We start from the raw sequence: 17,807 nt of genomic DNA, 5'->3' as shown, positions 1-17,807 counted from the left end.
CCGTGCCCGGCCCGGCATTCCGCACGGAAACCAGGAACGTCCCCGTCAACCGGCCGGCACCAGCAGCGCGACCGGCAGCGTATGCAGCACGTCGCGCAACGCGAGCGCGCCCTCGGACGGCGCATGGATGGATGACGTGAGCGCGTCGCGCCATGCGGCGGTCTGACCTGGCATTGCCGGCAACGCGGCGGCGCTCGACGCCGATGCCGCGGGACGCGCGAGGAGGATGGCCGTGTCGCGCCAATGGTGCGGCGGAATGCGAGGCGCCACGCCTGCCTGGAGCCAACGCGCGGCCAGCCGGCTTGCCACCGCGACGACAGCGCCGCCGGTGCCGTCGCCGGCGCAACGGGCAAAGGCGATCGCATGGCTGGCCGCCGCGCCGGTGACCGGCAGCGGCATATACGCGCCGCCTTCGAAACATGCCGCGTGGGCGCGTCGAATCGCGAGCACGTCGCGGATCAGCCTCAGCTTGATTCGGCCGTCATGCCAATGCGCGAGTTCGTCGAGGCCGGCCGCCCGCGACGCATCGCTCATCGGCGCGAGCGCGGCCTGCCGTGCGGCGAAGTCGACCGGCCGGCGGTTGTCAGGATCGACGAGGCTTTCATCCCAGAATTCGCACCCCTGGTAAAGATCGGGCACGCCCGGCGAGGTCATGCGCAGGAACGTCTGCACCAGGCCGTTGAGCGCGCCTGCCGCGGCGATGCCGCGCACGAATTCGTCGAGCCCGGCGACGAACGGGGGAGCATGCAGGATCGCAGCGACGAAACGGCGGCAGCCGGTTTCATAGGCGTCGTCGGGCGCGAGCCACGACGTGCGCAGCTTGGCTTCCCGAATCGCCTTCAGTTGCCACGCGGCGATGCGTTCGCCAAATGCGTCGATCCCGGCCGCCGCCGTGGCGTCGCGAGCGGGCTCGGCAAGCCATGCTGCGGGCCACGCGCCGATCAGCGTCTGGTAGAGCATCAGCTCGTCGGCCGGCGAGGGCGCGGGGCCGGAAGCCAGCGTCGCCCGATGGCGCGCATTGTCGTCGAACCATCTCGACACGGCCGCCGCGAAGCGCTCGGGCACTTCGCTCAGCACGGCCAGGCGCGCGCGCACGTCTTCGCCGCGCTTGTGATCGTGGGTGGCGGTCGTGAGCATCGTGCGCGGGAAGGTGGCGCCCCGCGCCGCGTTGGCCGCATGGAAGGCGGCGACGGAGATGCCGAGCGTGGCGAGGTCCGCGCCGACCTCGTTGCGCGACAGCGCGCGGCACCAGCGATAGCCGACCGTGTCCTCGACCGATTTCGCCGCGAGCGGCGCGGTGACCTGGGCGAAGCGAATCTGCGCCTCGCGCAGCCGCCGGCGCCGCCCCGGCGCGTCGGCGCCGAGCCAGCGGTCGAGCTGCGCAAGCACCGGCCGGTCGAGCGGATGCAGTTCGGCCCGCGCGCGTGGCAGCGCCGCCGCGAATGCGGCCGCGTCGGTCGCGCTGCGCGGGCCGGCGCACGGATACGCGCGGTAGACGGGAAAGTGGCGCGCCAATGCGCGCACGCACCGCTCGATGGCGGCCGGGCTGGCATCGCACACGGACGGCTCGCGGCCGGCGATATCGCCAAGTACCGTCATCAGCCGCGCGACTTCGCTGCCGAACGTCTCGTCGAGCAATTGCGCGCGGGCGGCAACGACGTGCGTCGCGAGGTCGCGCGCGTCGCCGGTATGGCCCCGCCAGATCCCGGCGAGCGCGTCGGCGCCCGTGTCGTCATGAAGCACGGCGGCGACGTCGTTCATGAAGTCGTAGCCGGTCGTGCCGTCCGTGCCCCAGGCCGGGTCGAGCGTCTCGCCGCGCATGAGGATCTTCTCGACGAGGACATAAGGCTGGCGGCGGCCCGCGCGCCGCAGCGCGCGTACCAGCCGCCGGCAATAGGCGCGCGGATCGGCGAGGCCGTCGACGTGATCGATGCGCACGCCGTCGATCAGGCCGTCGCCGAACAAGCGGATCAGCAGCGCATGGCTCGCGTCGAATACCGCCGGATCGTCGACGCGCACGGCCGCGAGCGTGGTGATGTCGAAGAATCGCCGCCAGTTGAGCGCATCGCGCGCGAGCGGCCACCACGCGAGCCGGTAATGCTGGCGTTCGAGCAGCGCATGCCAGTCGTCGGCCGAGCGCATCGACGATGCCGCGTCGCGCGTCGCCGGGGACAACGGGAACCGCTGCCCGGCATAGTCGATCTCGTATTCCCCATCGGTTCCCCGCGCCAGTTGCAGTTGGCCGCGCGCGAGCACGACGGCGAGCGGCTCGGCGAGCACCGGCAACAGAACCTTGCCGCGCGCATCGAGCGCACGGCTCGCCCAGTCGATGTCGAAAAACGATGCGTAGCGGCTCGCCCGCCCATGAGTCAGCACGTCCTGCCACCAACGGTTCGCGGCGCCGATGCCCATATGGTTCGGCACGATGTCGACGATCAGGCCCATGCCGTTGGCGTGCAGCCGCGCGGCAAGACGCCGCAAGGCCGTCTCGCCGCCGAGTTCGGGATTGACGAGGTTCGGATCGACGACGTCGTAGCCATGACGCGAGCCGGGCTGTGCCGCGAAGATCGGCGACGCATAGAGATGGCTGATGCCCAGCGCCGCGAAATAGTCGATCGCATCTTCCGCGGCGCTGAATGGGTAACCGTGGTGAAACTGGAGCCGCAGTGTCGCTGTCGGCTGCGTCATCGCGCTGCCTCGTCGCGCGCCTGCGCGAACGCCCGCAGCCGCGCCGCGACGCGGGCGTCGGCCAGCAGCCGCGGCGCCGCGGCCGGCAGGCGCCGCCGCCAGTTCGGGTGGCCCGTCACCACGCCGGGCAGATTGACCGGCTCGCGCTGGCCGATCGCGTCCTCGAGCGGCAGCAGCGCGAGCGGCGCCGGCGTGCGGCCCACGAACGCGGCAATTTCCGCCAGCGGCGGCTCATTTGGCGGCTCATGCGGCGGCGTAACCGGCGCGCCGGGCGCCAGCCCTTCGTCGCGCAGCGCGTGCCACAGCGCAATGCGCGACGCGCGTCGCTCGCGCCACGCGTCGCGCGCGAACTCGCCGGACCCGCCGGACCCGCCGTGCCCGACGCGCTTGCGCCACGCGATATCGCGCCCTCGCCACCAGCCGGCCACGGTCGGCAGATCGTGCGTGCTGGTCGTCGCGACGGCATCCGCGCGCCACCGGGCGGGCGACGCGAAGCCATCGCCGTTGCGGGCGAACCAGAGCACGTCCAGGCCGAGCAGGCCGGCCGCGGACAAGTGCGCGCGCAGGTCCGGCGGCACGGTGCCGAGATCCTCGCCGAGCACGATGGCGCGATGGCGCCACGATTCGAGCGCGACCAGCGCGAGCATGTCCTCGAGCGGGTAGCGCAGGTACGCGCCGCTGGCGGCCGGCATGCCGTCCGGCACGATCCACATCCGCGCGAAGCCGAGCACGTGATCGATGCGGATGCCGCCCGCATGCGCGAACGCGGCGCGCAGCAGCTCGATGAACGCGCGGTAGCCATGCTGCCGCAACGCCCACGGCGCGAAGGTCGACAAGCCCCACGACTGCCCGAGCGGATTGAACAGGTCGGGCGGCGCGCCGAGCGCCACGCCGTTCAACATGTCGCCGGCGTGGCACCAGCGCTCGCTGCCGGCCGGGTCGACGCCGACCGCGAGATCGGCCAGCAGGCCGATCGTCATGCCCGCGTCGCGCGCGGCATGCTGCGCCGTCGCGAGGCCGTCGCGTGCGAGCCACTGCAGGAATACGTGAAACGCCACCTCGTCGCGATGTTCACGGGCCCGGCGTTCGACTTCCGGCGATTCGGGCGCGCGCACGTCGGCCGGCCAGTTGCGCCAGTCGTCGCCATGCTCGCGGCGCAGCCGGGCATGCAGCATCTCGAAGCGGGCGTGATGCTCGAGCGACGCACCGCCCGCGTCGCGGAAGGCGTCCAGCGATTCGCGTTGCGCGCGGCTCAACCACCGGTCTCGCCGCGCGAACAGAAACCGCAGGACGCGCAGCCGGGCGCGCACCGCCGGCGCCCACGCGACGAGCGGCTGCGACTCGCGGCGGGCGAAGCCGGCGGACAGCGCGAGGGACGCCACCGCTTCACGCACGGCATGCGCGCCGCAACATGCGGCCGGATCGACGTGAGCCACGTTGTACCAGCGCCGGTTCGACGGCGAATAGGGGCTGTAATGCGCCGGACGCGCGGCGAACATCGCATGGACCGGGCTCACGGCGAGCGCCTGGGCGCCGAGCGGCGCCGCCGCTCGCGCCAGCTCGGCCAGCGCGCTGAAGTCGCCGAGCCCGCCGTCAAGCTCGCGCCGCAAGCTGTACAGCTGCACCGCCAGGCCCCATCCGCGTGCGCGATCCGGCAGCTCATGGCAACGGGGCGGCGCGACGGCGACCGTCAGGCGGCTGCCGCCGATTTCGAGGCCGTGATAGCCGGGCCGGGCGAGCGGCGGCAGCCGCGGCGCATCGCCGCCGGCGCGTGCGGCGACGTGGCCGTCGTGCGTGCCGCCGTCTTCCCAATGGAGCCGGTAGCGCATGCGGCCCCGCCCGCCGAGCCACGGCAGCGGAGTCGGCTCGCCGCAGCGCGCGATCAGCAGCGGCGGCGCGTCGACGACGCGTTCCGCCTCGCGCAGCCGCGCCGCGCTCTCGCCGCATTGCCGCGCCGTCATGCACGGCAGCCCGAACGCCGACAGGATGGCGCGCACCGTATCCGGGTCGACCCGGCGCGCATTGCCGGCGGCGTCCTGCCAGTCGATCGCGAGGCCGGCCTGCCGGGCCAGCTGCACCAGCGCGTCGCGAGCGGCGTTCACGGCGGCGCCTCCAGCCACGCCACGCAACTGGCCGGCGCCAGCTCGCCGGCCGCGAGCCGCTTCGCCGCGTCGTCGGGTGTGCTGCACAACGTCGTGCCGGCCGGCATGGCGGTGCAGCCGGCGGATTGCCGGTGCAGGTTCACGTACAGGGTCAATGCGGCGCCGTCGTTCATGCGCCAGCGCGCCCGCACGGCGCCGGCGCTGATCACCTCGGCGCCGAGCGCGCGTGCGCCGGGCAGGCGCGGCACGAGCATCGCGCGTCGCGTGGCCAGCAAGGTCCGGTACCAGGCAAGCCACGCGGCGTGCGCGGGCTGGTTCGCGTCGCTCGGCGCGGGGCACGAGCGTGTGAACGTGCCGACATCGTTCGGGTCGGGAATCGCCGCGCGCGCAGCAGGGTCGGCAAACGCGCGCTGGTGCGCGAACTCCGTGCGCCGGCCTTCGCGCACCGCGTCGGCCAGTGCGTCGTGGTAATCGGTGAAGTAGAGGAAGGGCTGCGTGCAGCCCCATTCCTCGCCCATGAACAGCAGCGGGATCGGCGGCGACAGGAGCAGCAGCGCGACAGCCGCGCGCAGCGCCTGCGCGTCGCACAGGGCCGTCAGCCGTTCGCCGTGGGCACGGTTGCCGACCTGGTCGTGATTCTGCAGGAACATCACGAACGCGGTCGTCGGCAGCCACGCGCTCGGTTCGCCGCGCCGGCGCCCGAGGCGCGCGACCTGCTCGCCCTGGAACGCAAACCCGTCGGCGAGGCAGCAGGCCAGTCGCGCGGTCGGGGCTTTGGCGAAGTCGCGGTAGTAGCCGTCGCGCTCGCCGGTCAGCAGCACGTGGATCGCGTTGTGCGCATCGTCGTTCCATTGCGCGGTGAAATCGTGCGCGAGCAGGCTCGCGCGGTTGTCCTCGTTCTCGAGCACGAGGTGGATGTGCCGGTCCGGCTCGCGCAGCGCCGTCTGAGCGCGAACCCGGCGGGCCAGCTCGACGAGAAACGACGTGTCGCCGATCGCATGGACGGCGTCGAGGCGCAAACCGTCGAAGCGGTATTCGAACAGCCAGTACAGCGCGTTCTCGATGAAGAATTCGCGTACCGCCGGCCGGCTGAAATCGATCGCGTCACCCCACGGCGTGCGTCGCGACGCGTCGAAGAACGGGGCGGCCAGACGGCCCATCGCGTTGCCGTCCGGGCCGAAATGGTTGTAGACGACGTCGAGGAACACCATCAGGCCGAGACCATGCGCGTCGTCGATCAGTGACTTGAGCGCGTCGGGCGAACCATAGGCGGCTGACGGCGCGAACGGCAGCACGCCGTCGTAGCCCCAGTTGCGCGTGCCGCCGAAGGTCGCGATCGGCATCAGCTCGATCGCCGTGACGCCAAGCGCGGCGAGCCGCGGCAGTTGCGCGGCGACGCCCGCGTATCCGCCCAGCGCGCCGGCGTGCAGCTCGTACAGAACCGTTTCGTGCCAGGGCCGGCCCCGCCAGGCAGTGTGGCGCCAGCGAAACGCGCCGGCGTCGCAGACGATGCTCGCGTCGTGCGGACCGCCATCCTGGGCGCGCGAGGCCGGGTCGGGCAGCGCCGTCCCGTCGGCGAGCACGTAGCGGTAGCGCGCGCCGGCGGCGCAGGCCGCCACGGCCTCGTGCCAGCCGTCGGCCAGCGCCGTCATCGGCACGCGGGCCTGGCCTTCGACGGCCAGCATCACCACCGGGTGGCTCGGCGCCCACAGGCGAAAGCGCGTGGTGCCGTCGGCTTGCGGCGCGGCGCCGAACGGCAGCGGATGGCGATAGGTGCGGGTCGTCATGCGGTGTCCCCGCTGTCGGGCGCGGCCGGCGGCGGGGCGTCGCCGGCAGGCGCCGCCGGCGCTTCGGCCTGATCTTCCGGCGGCGCGGCCGGCGCGGCCTCCGGCGGACGCCAGTCCTTGCGGATGCAGCCCGTCACGATGGCCAGGCTATGCGCGGCGATCTCGATGGCCGGCGTATGGATCGCATGCGGGAGGATCTCGGGCCTGGCCGTGCCGATTTCCATGCGCCAGTGCGCGCCGGGGGCCGGCAGCGCGAACGACAGCGGCACGCCGGCGCCGTTCATGAGCCACAACGCCAGCTCGACATCGCCGTGCGCGTTGCGCGCTGCGCGCCGCAGCACGAGCGCGCGGCCCTCGGGGTTGTGCCAGTCGTCGGGCGTCAGCTCGACGCCGCGCTCGTCGAACCAGGCGGTGTCCTTGACGTTCGGCGCGACATCCCTGGCGTCATGCACGAATTGCTTGACGCGCAACAGCGGCACGGCGCGCCGCAGCGCCGTCGCGCGCGCCACGAATGCCGTCAGCGCCGCGCCTTCGGGCGACGCGGCCCGGTTCCAGTCCAGCCACGACAGCGGGTTGTCCTGGCAATACGCGTTGTTGTTGCCGTGCTGCGTGCGGCCGAATTCGTCGCCGGCCACCAGCATCGGCGTGCCGCTCGCGAGCACGTTGGTCAGCAGCAGCGAGCGCAGCACGCGGGCGCGCACCGCACGGATGGCCGGGTCATGCGTCGGGCCCTCGACACCCCAGTTCGCGCTGAAATTGTCAGGCGTGCCGTCGCGGTTGTCCTCGCCGTTCGCTTCGTTGTGCTTGTGCTCGTAAGCCACCAGGTCCGCCAGCGTGAAGCCGTCGTGCGCGGTGACGAAATTGACCGACGCCCACGGCTTGCGGTGGCGGCGGTCGAACACGTCCGCCGACGCCAGCAGGCGGGCGGCGAGCTCCGGCCGCTGGCCCGCGTCGCCGCGCCAGAAGCGCCGCACGGTGTCGCGAAAACGGTCGTTCCACTCGGCGAAACCGGGCGGGTGGCGGCCGAGCTGGTAGCCGCCGGGGCCGAGATCCCACGGCTCGGTGATCAGCTTGAGGCGCGACAGCACGGGGTCCTGCAGGATCGCGTCGAAGAAGCCCGCGCCCGGATCGTAGCCCTTGCCCTCGCGCCCGAGCGTCACGCCGAGGTCGAAGCGGAAGCCGTCGACGTTGAACGCGGTGGCCCAGTAGCGCAGCGAATCCATCACCATCTGCACCACGCGCGGATGCGACAGGTTCAGCGTGTTGCCGCAGCCCGTGTCGTTGATGAAGCGGCGCTCGTCGCCGGGGATGAGGCGGTAGTAGCTCGCGTTGTCGAGGCCGCGCCACGACAGCGTCGGGCCGAGCTCGTTGCCCTCGCACGTATGGTTGTAGACGACGTCGAAGATCACCTCGATGCCGGCCGCATGGAGGCTGCGCACCGCGTGGCGCATTTCGTCGAGCCGCCGCGTCGCGAGATACGCGGGCTCCGGCGCGAAGAACGCGGCCGTGTCGTAGCCCCAGTAGTTGCGCAGCCCGCGTGCAAGCAGGAAGCGGTCCTGCATGAACGCGTGCACGGGCAGCAGCTCGATCGCGGTGATGCCCAGGCGCTGCAGATGTTCGATCACCCGCGGCGACGCGAGCGCTTCGAAGGTGCCCCGCGCCGGCCCGCGCAGCGTGTCGAGCTGCCTCGTCAGGCCGCGCAGGTGCGCCTCGAGGATGACGGTGTTGTCCCACGGTATGCGCGGCCGGTCCGGGTCGTCCCAGTGGACGCTGTCGTCGACCACCACGCACTTCGGCATCGCGGGCGCACTGTCGCGCCGGTCGAACGAGAGATCGGCGCGATGCGACGCGAGGCGGTAGCCGAACAGCGCGTCGGACCACCGCAGCCTGCCCGTCAGCTGCCGCGCGTAGGGATCGAGCAGCAGCTTGGTCGAATTGAAGCGATGGCCGTGCGCCACGTCGTAGGGGCCGTAGGCGCGATAGCCGTACGCGAGGCCGGGCCCCGCGCCGGGCAGGTAGCCGTGCCAGATCTCGTCGGTGCACTCGGGCAGGGTCATGCGTGCGAGCTCCTTGCGGCCGCCGTCGTCGAACACGCACAGGTCGATGCGCGACGCGTTGGCCGAGAAGACCGCGAAATTCACGCCGAGGCCGTCCCAGCGTGCGCCGAGCGGCGCGGCCACGCCGGGCAGGAGATGGTCGGCAAAGCGCGCCATCGACTCACTCCTCCGGGAGCAGAAACACGCAGGCGAGCGGCGGCACCGTCAGGCTGAGCGAGGCGGGCAGGCCGTGGCTCGGTTCCGGCGCGGCCGTCACGCCGCCCCCGTTGCCGATGCCGCTGCCGCCGTAGCAGGTCGCGTCGCTGTTGAGAATTTCGCGCCAGCGGCCCGGCCGCGGCACGCCGACGCGATAGCCGACGCGCGGCACCGGCGTCAGGTTGAGCGCGACCAGCACCGGGCCGGACGCATCGGACGCGCCGCCGCGGCGCAGGAACACGAACACGCTGTTGTCGCGGTCGTCGCCGACGACCCACGCGAAGCCGTCGGCCTCGGCGTCGCGCGCATGGAGCGCGGGGAGGCCGCGATAGCAGCGGTTCAGGTCGCGCACGAGCCGCTGCACGCCCCGGTGGTCTGCATCGTCGAGCAGGTGCCAGGCCGGCGACGCATCGTGATTCCATTCGGAATCCTGGCCGAACTCGCTGCCCATGAACAGCAGCTTCTTGCCCGGGTGCGCCCACATGAAGCCCAGGTAGGCGCGCAGGCCGGCGAAGCGCTGCCAGCGGTCGCCGGGCATGCGGCCGAGCAGCGAGCCCTTGCCGTGCACGACCTCGTCGTGCGACAGCGGCAGCACGAAACGCTCGGAGAACGCGTAGATGAGGCCGAAGGTCATTTCGTCATGGTGATAGCGCCGGTGGATCGGGTCGCGCGACATGTACTGCAGCGTGTCGTGCATCCACCCCATGTTCCACTTGAAGTCGAAGCCGAGCCCGCCGTCGCCGGTCGGCGCGGTCACGCCCGGCCACGCGGTCGATTCCTCGGCGAAGGTCGCCGCGCCCGGGCACCGTTCGGCGACGACCGTGTTGAACCGGCGCAGGAACGCGACCGATTCGAGGTTCTCGCGGCCGCCGTGCACGTTCGGCACCCACGCGTCCGGCGCGCGGCTGTAGTCGCGGTACAGCATCGACGCGACCGCGTCGACGCGGATGCCGTCGACGTGATAGCGCGTCAGCCATTCGAGCGCGCTGGCGAGCAGGAAATTGGCGACTTCGTTGCGGCCGAGGTTGTAGATCAGCGTCTGCCAGTCCTGGTGAAAGCCTTCGCGCGGGTCGGCGTGCTCGTACAGCGCGGTGCCGTCGAACTGCGCGAGGCCATGCGGATCGTCGGGGAAGTGCGCGGGCACCCAGTCGACGAGCACGCCGATGCCGGCGCCGTGGCAGCGGTCGACGAAACCGGCGAAGGCAGCCGGCTCGCCCAGGCGCGCGGACGGCGCGAACTGCGCGAGCGGCTGGTAGCCCCACGACCCGCCGAACGGATACTCGGCGATCGGCATGAACTCGACGTGCGTGAAGCCCATGTCGGCGACGTACGGGATCAGCCGGTCGGCCAGCTCGTCCCAGCGCAGGCTGCGCGCGCCGTCGCCGGCATCGCGCAACCACGAACCGGCGTGGACCTCGTAGATCGACAGCGGGGCGTTTGCGGCCTGGCGCTGCGCGCGCGTCGCGAGCCACGCGTCGTCGCTCCACGCGAACGGCGCGGGATCGGCCACGCGCGATGCGGTCGCCGGCGGCAGCTCCGTCGCGCGCGCGACAGGGTCGGCCTTCGGGTGGAGCAGGCCGCCGTGCGGGCCGATCAGCTCGTACTGGTAGCGCTCGCCGACACCAAGGCGCGGCACGAACAGTTCCCAGACGCCGGCGTGATGGCGCAGGCGCATCGGATGGCGCCGGCCGTCCCAGCTGTTGAAGTCGCCCACCACCGACACGCGCCGCGCGTTCGGCGCCCATACGGCGAAACGCACGCCCGCCGTGCCGTCGATCGTCATCGGCTGCGCGCCGAGGCAGTTGCCGAGTTCGAGATGCCGGCCTTCCGCGAGCAGGTGCAGGTCGAGGTCGCCGAGCAGCAGGCCGAAGCTGTACGGGTCCTCGGCCACGTGCTCGGCGTCCGGCCAGCGCACGCGCAGCCGGTACGCGGGCGCGGCGGCCTGGCCGCTTTCCGGCAGCGCGCCGACGAACAGGCCGTCGGGGTGCGCGTGCGCCATCGGCACGCGGATGTCGCCGTCGAGCTCGAGCGACGCCGCGAGAGCGCCGGGCAGAAACGCGCGCACGAGCCAGCGGCCGTCGATGCGATGCGGCCCGAGCAACGCGAATGGATCGGCGGCGCGCCCGCTGATCAGGGCTTGCAGGCTCGCCTCGCAGAGTCCGGCGAGCGGGTCGGAGCGGTCCTCAGCCACGGGGCGCCTCCCCATGCCGGGCAAGCAGCCGCCGGGCGAGCTCGGCCATCCCGCGCAGCGGCACCGGCACCCACGCCGGACGATTGCGGAATTCGTAGACGATCTCGTAGGCGGCCTTTTCGAGCAGGAACGCATCGAGCAGCGCCGCGCGCCCCGCGCATTCGGCCAGGCCGGGCGGCGCCGTGCCGACGGCGGCGCGGTACGCGTCGAGGAACGCCGTGGCGGCGCGGTCCATCGCATCGCGCAGGAACGCATCGCGGCGCGCCAGCAGCGGCTGCGGCATCTGCTCGCCGGCATGGGTGACGGCGTAGCCGACGTAGTCGAGCGAGCGCAACAGGCCGGCCACGTCGCGCAGCGGGCTGGCCTTTTCGCGCCGCTCGGCCAGCGGCCGCACCGGCTCTCCCTCGAAATCGATCAGGCAGGCGTCGCCCTGCACCACCAGCACCTGGCCGAGATGGAAATCGCCGTGGATGCGCTGGCACGACGTGCCGGCGCCATCCCGGCACAGCCGTTCGGCCAGCGCCAGCAGCGGCACGCGCTGATCGACGAGCCGCCGGGCCAGTTGCGCGGTCGCCTTGTCGCTCCATTGCCGGTCGAGCGCGAGCAGATCGAGCGCATCGTCGACCTGGGCCCGGACCCGGGCGGCCCAGACGTCGCAGTCGTCCGGCGTGGCCCGCCGCGGCGCGAAGTCCGGCTGCTCGCTCGGCTGGGCGAGCACGCCGTGCATTTCGCCGAGGCGCCGCCCGACCACGCCGGCAAAGCGCGTGTAATCGGCGGTGTCGTCGTCCGATGCGTCGGCGACGTCGGTTTCGTGCGACAGTTCCTCGGTCAGGCGGGTCAGCGTCTCGAACGCCCAGTCCCACGCGTTGCCCTGGTTCTCGACGAAAGCCTGCAGGATGGCAAGGGTGTGCGGCGTGCCGGCGGCATCGCGGCGGCGCACTTCGCCGAGCCACGCCGGGGCGTTCGCGAAGCCGTGCTCGCTCAGGTAGCGCCCCATCTCCGCCTCGGGGTGGACGCCCGCGACGACGCGGCGCACGAGCTTGAGCGCCAGCGCGTGACCGATCGCCAGCGTGCTGTTGGTCTGCTCGGCGGCGATCCAGTTGATCTCCGCATCCGCGCGATACATCTCGGCCGTGAGCGCGGCCGACGCGTCGCATTCGATCACGTCGCCATTGGCGTGGCCGCCGACGGGCAGGCGCGCCTGCCGGCGCATCGCGTCGCACAGGGCGCGCGCGAACGGCGCGACGGCGAACGCGTCGGTCAGGAAGCCGACCTGCGGCCCGCACCGGATGCGCGCCAGCGCCAGCTGGCCCGGCAGCGGCGGCAGGCCCGGTTGATCCCACGCGACCGCGAGCGGCAGCAGATAGCGCTCGGTGGCGGCCTTTCCATCCGTCTCGATTTCGCTTTCCACCTCGCACAGGAACGTCGGCGTCGGCGTGCCTTCGAGCGCCGTGATGCCTTCCAGGCGGGCGCGATGCAGCTTGCCGTTCTTGGACGCGAACCAGCGCCGCCTCGGAAGGTACTGCGGCAGCGCCTTCTGCTCGAGCGCCTGGCGGTGCGCGCCGCTGAGCACCGGTTCGCCGGCGCGCCAGACCAGGGTGATGAATTCCGGCAGTTGCTCGGACGGCTCGGCGTTCCACCGCGGCGCCTGCGTATCGTCGCTGAGCTCGAACCAGTAGAAGCCGTACGGCGGCAGCGTCAGCAGGTAGGTCAGCTGGCCGATCGACGGAAACGCCGAGCCGCCGAGCAATTCCACCGGCGTGCGCTTCGCGAAGCGCGAAAGATCGAGTTCGACGGCCTGCGACGCGCGCGACAGGTTCGCGACGCACAGCAGCGGCGGATCGTTCTCGTATTCGCGCAGGTACGCGAGCACCTTGCGATTGACCGGCTGCAGGAACTCGATCGCGCCGCGCCCGAACGCGTGGTGGCTGCGCCGCGTGGCGATCAGGCGCCGCGTCCAGTTCAGCAGCGAATGCGGGTCGCGCGTCTGTGCCTCGACGTTGACCGCGTCGTAGCCGTACAGCGCCCCCTGGATCGGCGGCAGCGTCAGTTGCTCCGGATCGGCGCGCGAGAAGCCGCCGTTGCGGTCCGACGACCACTGCATCGGCGTGCGCACGCCGTCGCGGTCGCCGAGATGGATGTTGTCGCCCATCCCGAGCTCGTCGCCGTAATAGATCACCGGCGTGCCGGGCATCGACAGCAGCAGCGAGTTGATCAGCTCGATGCGGCGCCGGTCGCGCTCCATCAGCGGCGCGAGCCGGCGCCGGATGCCGAGGTTCAGCCGCGCGCGGCGGTCGCTCGCGTAAACCTCCCACAGATAGTCGCGCTCGCTGTCGGTGACCATCTCGAGCGTCAGTTCGTCGTGGTTGCGCAGGAAGATCGCCCATTGGCACGTCGACGGGATCTGCGGCGTCTGCCACAGGATGTCGACGATCGGGAAACGGTCCTCGCTCGCGATCGACATGTAGATGCGCGGCATCAGCGGGAAGTGGAACGCCATGTGGCATTCGTTCTCGTCGCCGAAATATTCCTGCACGTCCTCCGGCCACTGGTTCGCTTCGGCGAGCAGCATGCGGTTCCGGTATCGCGCATCGAGATCGGCGCGGATGCGGCGCAGGATCGCGTGCGTCTCGGGCAGGTTCTCGTTGTTCGTGCCTTCGCGCTCGACGAGATACGGCACCGCGTCGAGCCGCAGCCCGTCGATGCCGAGGTCGAGCCAGAAATGCATCACGCCGAGCACTTCCTTGACGACCTGCGGGTTGTCGAAGTTCAGGTCGGGCTGGTGCGAATAGAAGCGGTGCCAGAAGTACGCGCCGGCGACCTCGTCATAGGACCAGTTCGAGACCTCGGTGTCGAGGAAGATCACGCGCGTGCCCGCATACTCGCGGCCGGTGTCGGACCACACGTAGTAGTCGCGGTGATTCGAGCCCGGTTTCGCGCGGCGCGCGCGCTGGAACCACGGATGCTGGTCCGACGTGTGATTGATCACCAGCTCGGTGATCACGCGGATGCCGCGCGCGTGCGCGGCGGCGATCAGGCGCTTGATGTCGCCGAGCGTGCCGTAGTCGGGATGCACGTCGCGGTAGTCGGCGATGTCGTAGCCGTCGTCGCGGCGCGGCGACGGGTAGAACGGCAGCAGCCAGACGGTGTCGACGCCGAGTTCGGCGATGTAGTCGAGCTTCGCGATCAGGCCGGGGAAATCGCCGATGCCGTCGTTGTTCGAGTCGTAGAACGACTTCACGTGCACCTGGTAGATGATCGCGTCCTTGTACCATAGCGGATCGGCGGTGAGGCGTTCGAAATACGGTTCTCGTTTCATGGTGAGACCTCGCCGTCAGGCGGGCGCACGGCCCAGATCGCGTAGGGCGCGTCGGGCGCGAGCCGCACGTGCTGGCGCTTGCCGTGGAACGCGAAGCGCGTGCCGTCGAGCAGGTTCTCCGCGGCCAGCACGGCGTCGTCGGCGAGGCCCCATTCCCATAGCGGCACCTCGAAGTCGGCCTCGTGCGCGGCGAACGGGTCGAGATTGATCGCCGCGAGCACGACGTCGTCGCGGCGCGGCGTGGTCTTGGCGAAGTAAAGGATGTGCGGGTCGAACGCGTTGTGGAAGGTCAGCCCGCGATGCGTGTGCAGCGCCGGATGGGCGCGCCGGATGCGATTGAGCTGCGCGATCTCCCGCACGATGTTGCCGGGCCGGTTCCAGTCCCACGCGCGCAGCTGGTACTTCTCGGAATCGAGATATTCCTCGCGGCCGGGCAGTGCCGCCGATTCGCACAATTCGAAACCGTTGTAGACGCCCCATAGCCCGGAGAGCAGCGCCGCGAGCGCGGCGCGGATCAGGAAGCCGGGCCGGCCGCTCGTCTGCAGGAACAGCGGATTGATGTCGGGCGTGTTGACGAAAAAATGCGGCCGGAAGTACGCGGCGATGTCGGGCCGGGTCAGCTCGCCCAGGTAGTCGATGAACTCCTGTTTCGAATGGCGCCACGTGAAGTACGTATACGACTGCGAGAAGCCGACTTTCGCGAGGCGATACATCATCCCCGGCCGCGTGAACGCTTCGCTCAGGAACACCACCTCGGGATGATCCGCGCGCACCGTCGCGATCAGCCATTCCCAGAACGGCAGCGGCTTCGTGTGCGGATTGTCGACGCGAAACAGCGTGACGCCGTGCCCGATCCAGAACAGCACGATGTCGCGCAGCGCGAGCCACAGGCCCGGCATGGCGTCGTCGGTATAGAAATCGACGTTGACGATGTCCTCGTACTTCTTCGGCGGGTTCTCCGCATAGTGCAGCGAGCCGTCGGGCCGCCACGCGAACCAGCCGGAATGGGACGTGAGCCACGGGTGGTCCGGCGAGCATTGCACCGCGAAGTCGAGCGCGAGGGCCAGGCCATGAGCGTGCGCGGCCTCGTTCAGGCGGCGGAAATCGTCGAACGTGCCCAGCGCCGGGTGCAGCGCGTCGTGGCCGCCTTCCTCGGCGCCGATCGCATACGGGCTGCCGGGGTCGCCGGGCGCCGCGGACTTGCTGTTGTTGCGGCCCTTGCGGTGCTTCGTTCCGATCGGATGGACCGGCGGAAAGTAGAGCACGTCGAAGCCCATCGCGCGGATCGCCGGCAGGTGCGCGATCACGTCGTCGAACGTGCCGTGACGCGACGGGTCGTTGCTCTGCGAACGCGGGAACAGCTCGTACCAGCTCGCGAAGCCGGCCAGCGCCGGCTCGACGTCGACCGGCTGCGGCGGCAGGTGGCGCAAGACGTACGGGCGGAAGCGGGCCGCCGCCACCGCGTCGGCCAGCGTCGGGGCCGTCAGCGCCGAGAGCGTGTGGCCGGCATCGAGCGCATCGTCGACGCGGCACGCATGCTCGAGCGCCAGCCGCGCGCGGGCGGTGACGGCATGTCGCGCGATGTCGGCAAGGATCAGCGCGCCTTCGCGCAGTTCGAGCGCGATGTCCAGCCCGGCATCGACCTTCTTGCCGACTTCGCGGCACCAGTTGACGTAGGGATCGCGCCACGCCTCGATCGTGAATTCGTAGCGGCCGATCCGGTCGGGCCGGAATTCGGCCGTCCAGCGATCGTTGCCGAGCGGCGCCATGTCGACTTCGCGCCAGTCGGCCGCGTCGATCGGGCGCCAGAGCAGCACGGCCGACGGCACGTCGTGGCCGTCGATGACGACGTCGGCCTCGACGCGGACCGCTTCGCCGGCGACGCACTTGACCGCGAAACGGCCATTGTCCACGGCGGGCGTGATCGCATCGATGAACAGGCGCGGTGCGCGCACCGCGTCTTCCGCGACCCGCACGGCCTTGTCGGCGGCATGACCGTCGCCGTGCGTGCGCGCGGCGCGGCCGGCCACCGGCGCCGGGCGCGTGGCGCGCCACGCGCGCACCTCGCCGGGCGCCAGCCTCACGGTGTCGAGCGGCTGCGGTGCGCCGACCGGTGCGTCGTCGTCGTCGAGCGGCTGCACATGCGTGCAGTCGTGCCACGACCAGCCGGCCGCGTCGAGCGACGCGGTGTCCGACAGGCTGATGTTGGCGGCGACGATCCGTAGCGGCTCGCGTCGCCGACGGTCGCAGGGCACGCGCGCGAATACCGCGATCGGCGCGGACGGGCCGGCCAGGCGTTGCAGCTCGATACCGCCGTCCAAGTCCACCCTGTCGGCGGCCCGGCGCGCAAGGCGAGCGTTCCCGCGTGCGATGGCGTGACCGAGGTTGAACGCTGCGGCCTGCCAGGCGGCACTCAAGTCGGCGGGCGTGCGAATGGCGCGCCAGACCGGAGCGGACCACGCGAACTCCATTCCGGCCGGCACGAGGATGCCGTCGCCGAGCTCGAAGGCGACGGCGAGTGCGCGCTGGCACGCCAGCATGCGGTGGCGGGGCGGCACGGCGTCGAGCGCGCGCCCGCCGAAAGGATCTTCGGCCAGCGCGATGCGGCACGGGCTCGTCGCCAGGTCCGCATGCTCGTCGAGCAGCCATGCGGCCCGCAAATCCCACCAGCACGACGACAGGAACACGCCGTCAAAGCGGGCGGCGGCGTCGATCATCCGCGCGCGAGGCAGGCCCTGCGTCCATGCAAAAAACGCGGTGCCCGGCCGCGCGGCGCGCACGCGTCCCAGGCAGTCCGACCATTGCGCGATCGGCATCGCGTCGACGCCCCGCAGGCAGAAGCCGGCAACGCCATACCCGGCCAGGGCGATCAAGCGCTCGGCCAGGTCGTCGTCATGCGGCGCAGCCGGCGCGTGGGGCGGCGATGCCTCGACCGGCGGCGCGCGGCGCGGGTCGGGCAGGGGATCATCGGCGTATGCGCCGTCGACGGCGAATGACGGCGCAGCGCGAGCGGCCTGGCGCTCGATCACGAGATCGAGCGCCAGGCCGTTGGCGCGCGCGGCGTCGGCGTAAGCGGCGAGCGGCTCGACAGGCTCGCGCAGGGACGCGCCGCACGCGGCGAGCGTCGTCAGGATGCGCGAGAAGCCCATCTCGGCGGCACGGCCAACGCACTGCAGCCATGCGTCGCGGTCCAGTGCGAACGCAAGCGGCAGGCAGTAGATGCGCGGGGCACCGCTGGTAGTGCTTGGCGGTCGTGTCATCGGCGACGATCTCCGGAATGGACGGCACCGATGGGGCCGCGCAATTTCCGTGCCGCTGCGTGACTGGATTCGATTCGTCCTGCGTCGAAGCACGACGATTGCCGCAGGAAAAACACACGCCGCCTGAAGCGGCGGGCAGGGCGAAAACGGGTGCGCCCGCGCTGCGGGGCGCCTCGTCTGCGCGGTCCGTTTCCCCGTCAGGAAAGAA

7 protein-coding genes are annotated in these 17,807 nt (G+C 71.5%); all 7 read right to left on the bottom strand.

All coding sequences use genetic code 11. The annotated features are described in order from the left end of the window. Positions 1–45 precede the first annotated feature (45 nt). From treY to WT26_RS28835, 7 genes are read right to left on the bottom strand one after another with little or no spacing between them, the layout of a single operon-like run. Positions 46–2,688: a malto-oligosyltrehalose synthase gene (treY, locus tag WT26_RS28865; RefSeq protein ID WP_069274553.1), complete on the bottom strand. Its 2,643-nt coding sequence runs from the start codon at positions 2,686–2,688 to the stop codon at positions 46–48. Next, positions 2,685–4,790: a 4-alpha-glucanotransferase gene (malQ, locus tag WT26_RS28860; RefSeq protein ID WP_069274552.1), complete on the bottom strand. Its 2,106-nt coding sequence runs from the start codon at positions 4,788–4,790 to the stop codon at positions 2,685–2,687. Before malQ ends, treY begins: the two co-directional genes overlap by 4 nt. Continuing rightward, positions 4,787–6,577: a malto-oligosyltrehalose trehalohydrolase gene (gene treZ / locus WT26_RS28855; protein WP_069274551.1), complete on the bottom strand. Its 1,791-nt coding sequence runs from the start codon at positions 6,575–6,577 to the stop codon at positions 4,787–4,789. The genes malQ and treZ overlap by 4 nt, the downstream gene beginning before the upstream one ends. After that, positions 6,574–8,790 (bottom strand): glycogen debranching protein GlgX, encoded by a 2,217-nt coding sequence (gene glgX, locus WT26_RS28850; protein ID WP_069274550.1) that lies wholly within the window; start codon positions 8,788–8,790, stop codon positions 6,574–6,576. The genes treZ and glgX overlap by 4 nt, the downstream gene beginning before the upstream one ends. Before the next feature lie 4 nt (positions 8,791–8,794). After that, a complete protein-coding gene (gene glgB, locus WT26_RS28845) occupies positions 8,795–11,035 on the bottom strand; it encodes a 1,4-alpha-glucan branching protein GlgB (protein ID WP_069274549.1) in 2,241 nt (746 codons plus the stop codon). Next, positions 11,013–14,339, bottom strand: coding sequence for a maltose alpha-D-glucosyltransferase (gene treS, locus WT26_RS28840; RefSeq protein WP_069274548.1), 3,327 nt, complete (start codon positions 14,337–14,339; stop codon positions 11,013–11,015). Before treS ends, glgB begins: the two co-directional genes overlap by 23 nt. After that, positions 14,336–17,599, bottom strand: coding sequence for an alpha-1,4-glucan--maltose-1-phosphate maltosyltransferase (locus tag WT26_RS28835; RefSeq protein WP_069274547.1), 3,264 nt, complete (start codon positions 17,597–17,599; stop codon positions 14,336–14,338). Before WT26_RS28835 ends, treS begins: the two co-directional genes overlap by 4 nt. Positions 17,600–17,807: the final 208 nt, after the last annotated feature.

Origin of the sequence: Burkholderia cepacia, from assembly GCF_001718835.1 — a bacterium.
Classification (GTDB): domain Bacteria; phylum Pseudomonadota; class Gammaproteobacteria; order Burkholderiales; family Burkholderiaceae; genus Burkholderia; species Burkholderia cepacia_F.
This window is presented reverse-complemented; position numbering and strand designations above follow the sequence as displayed.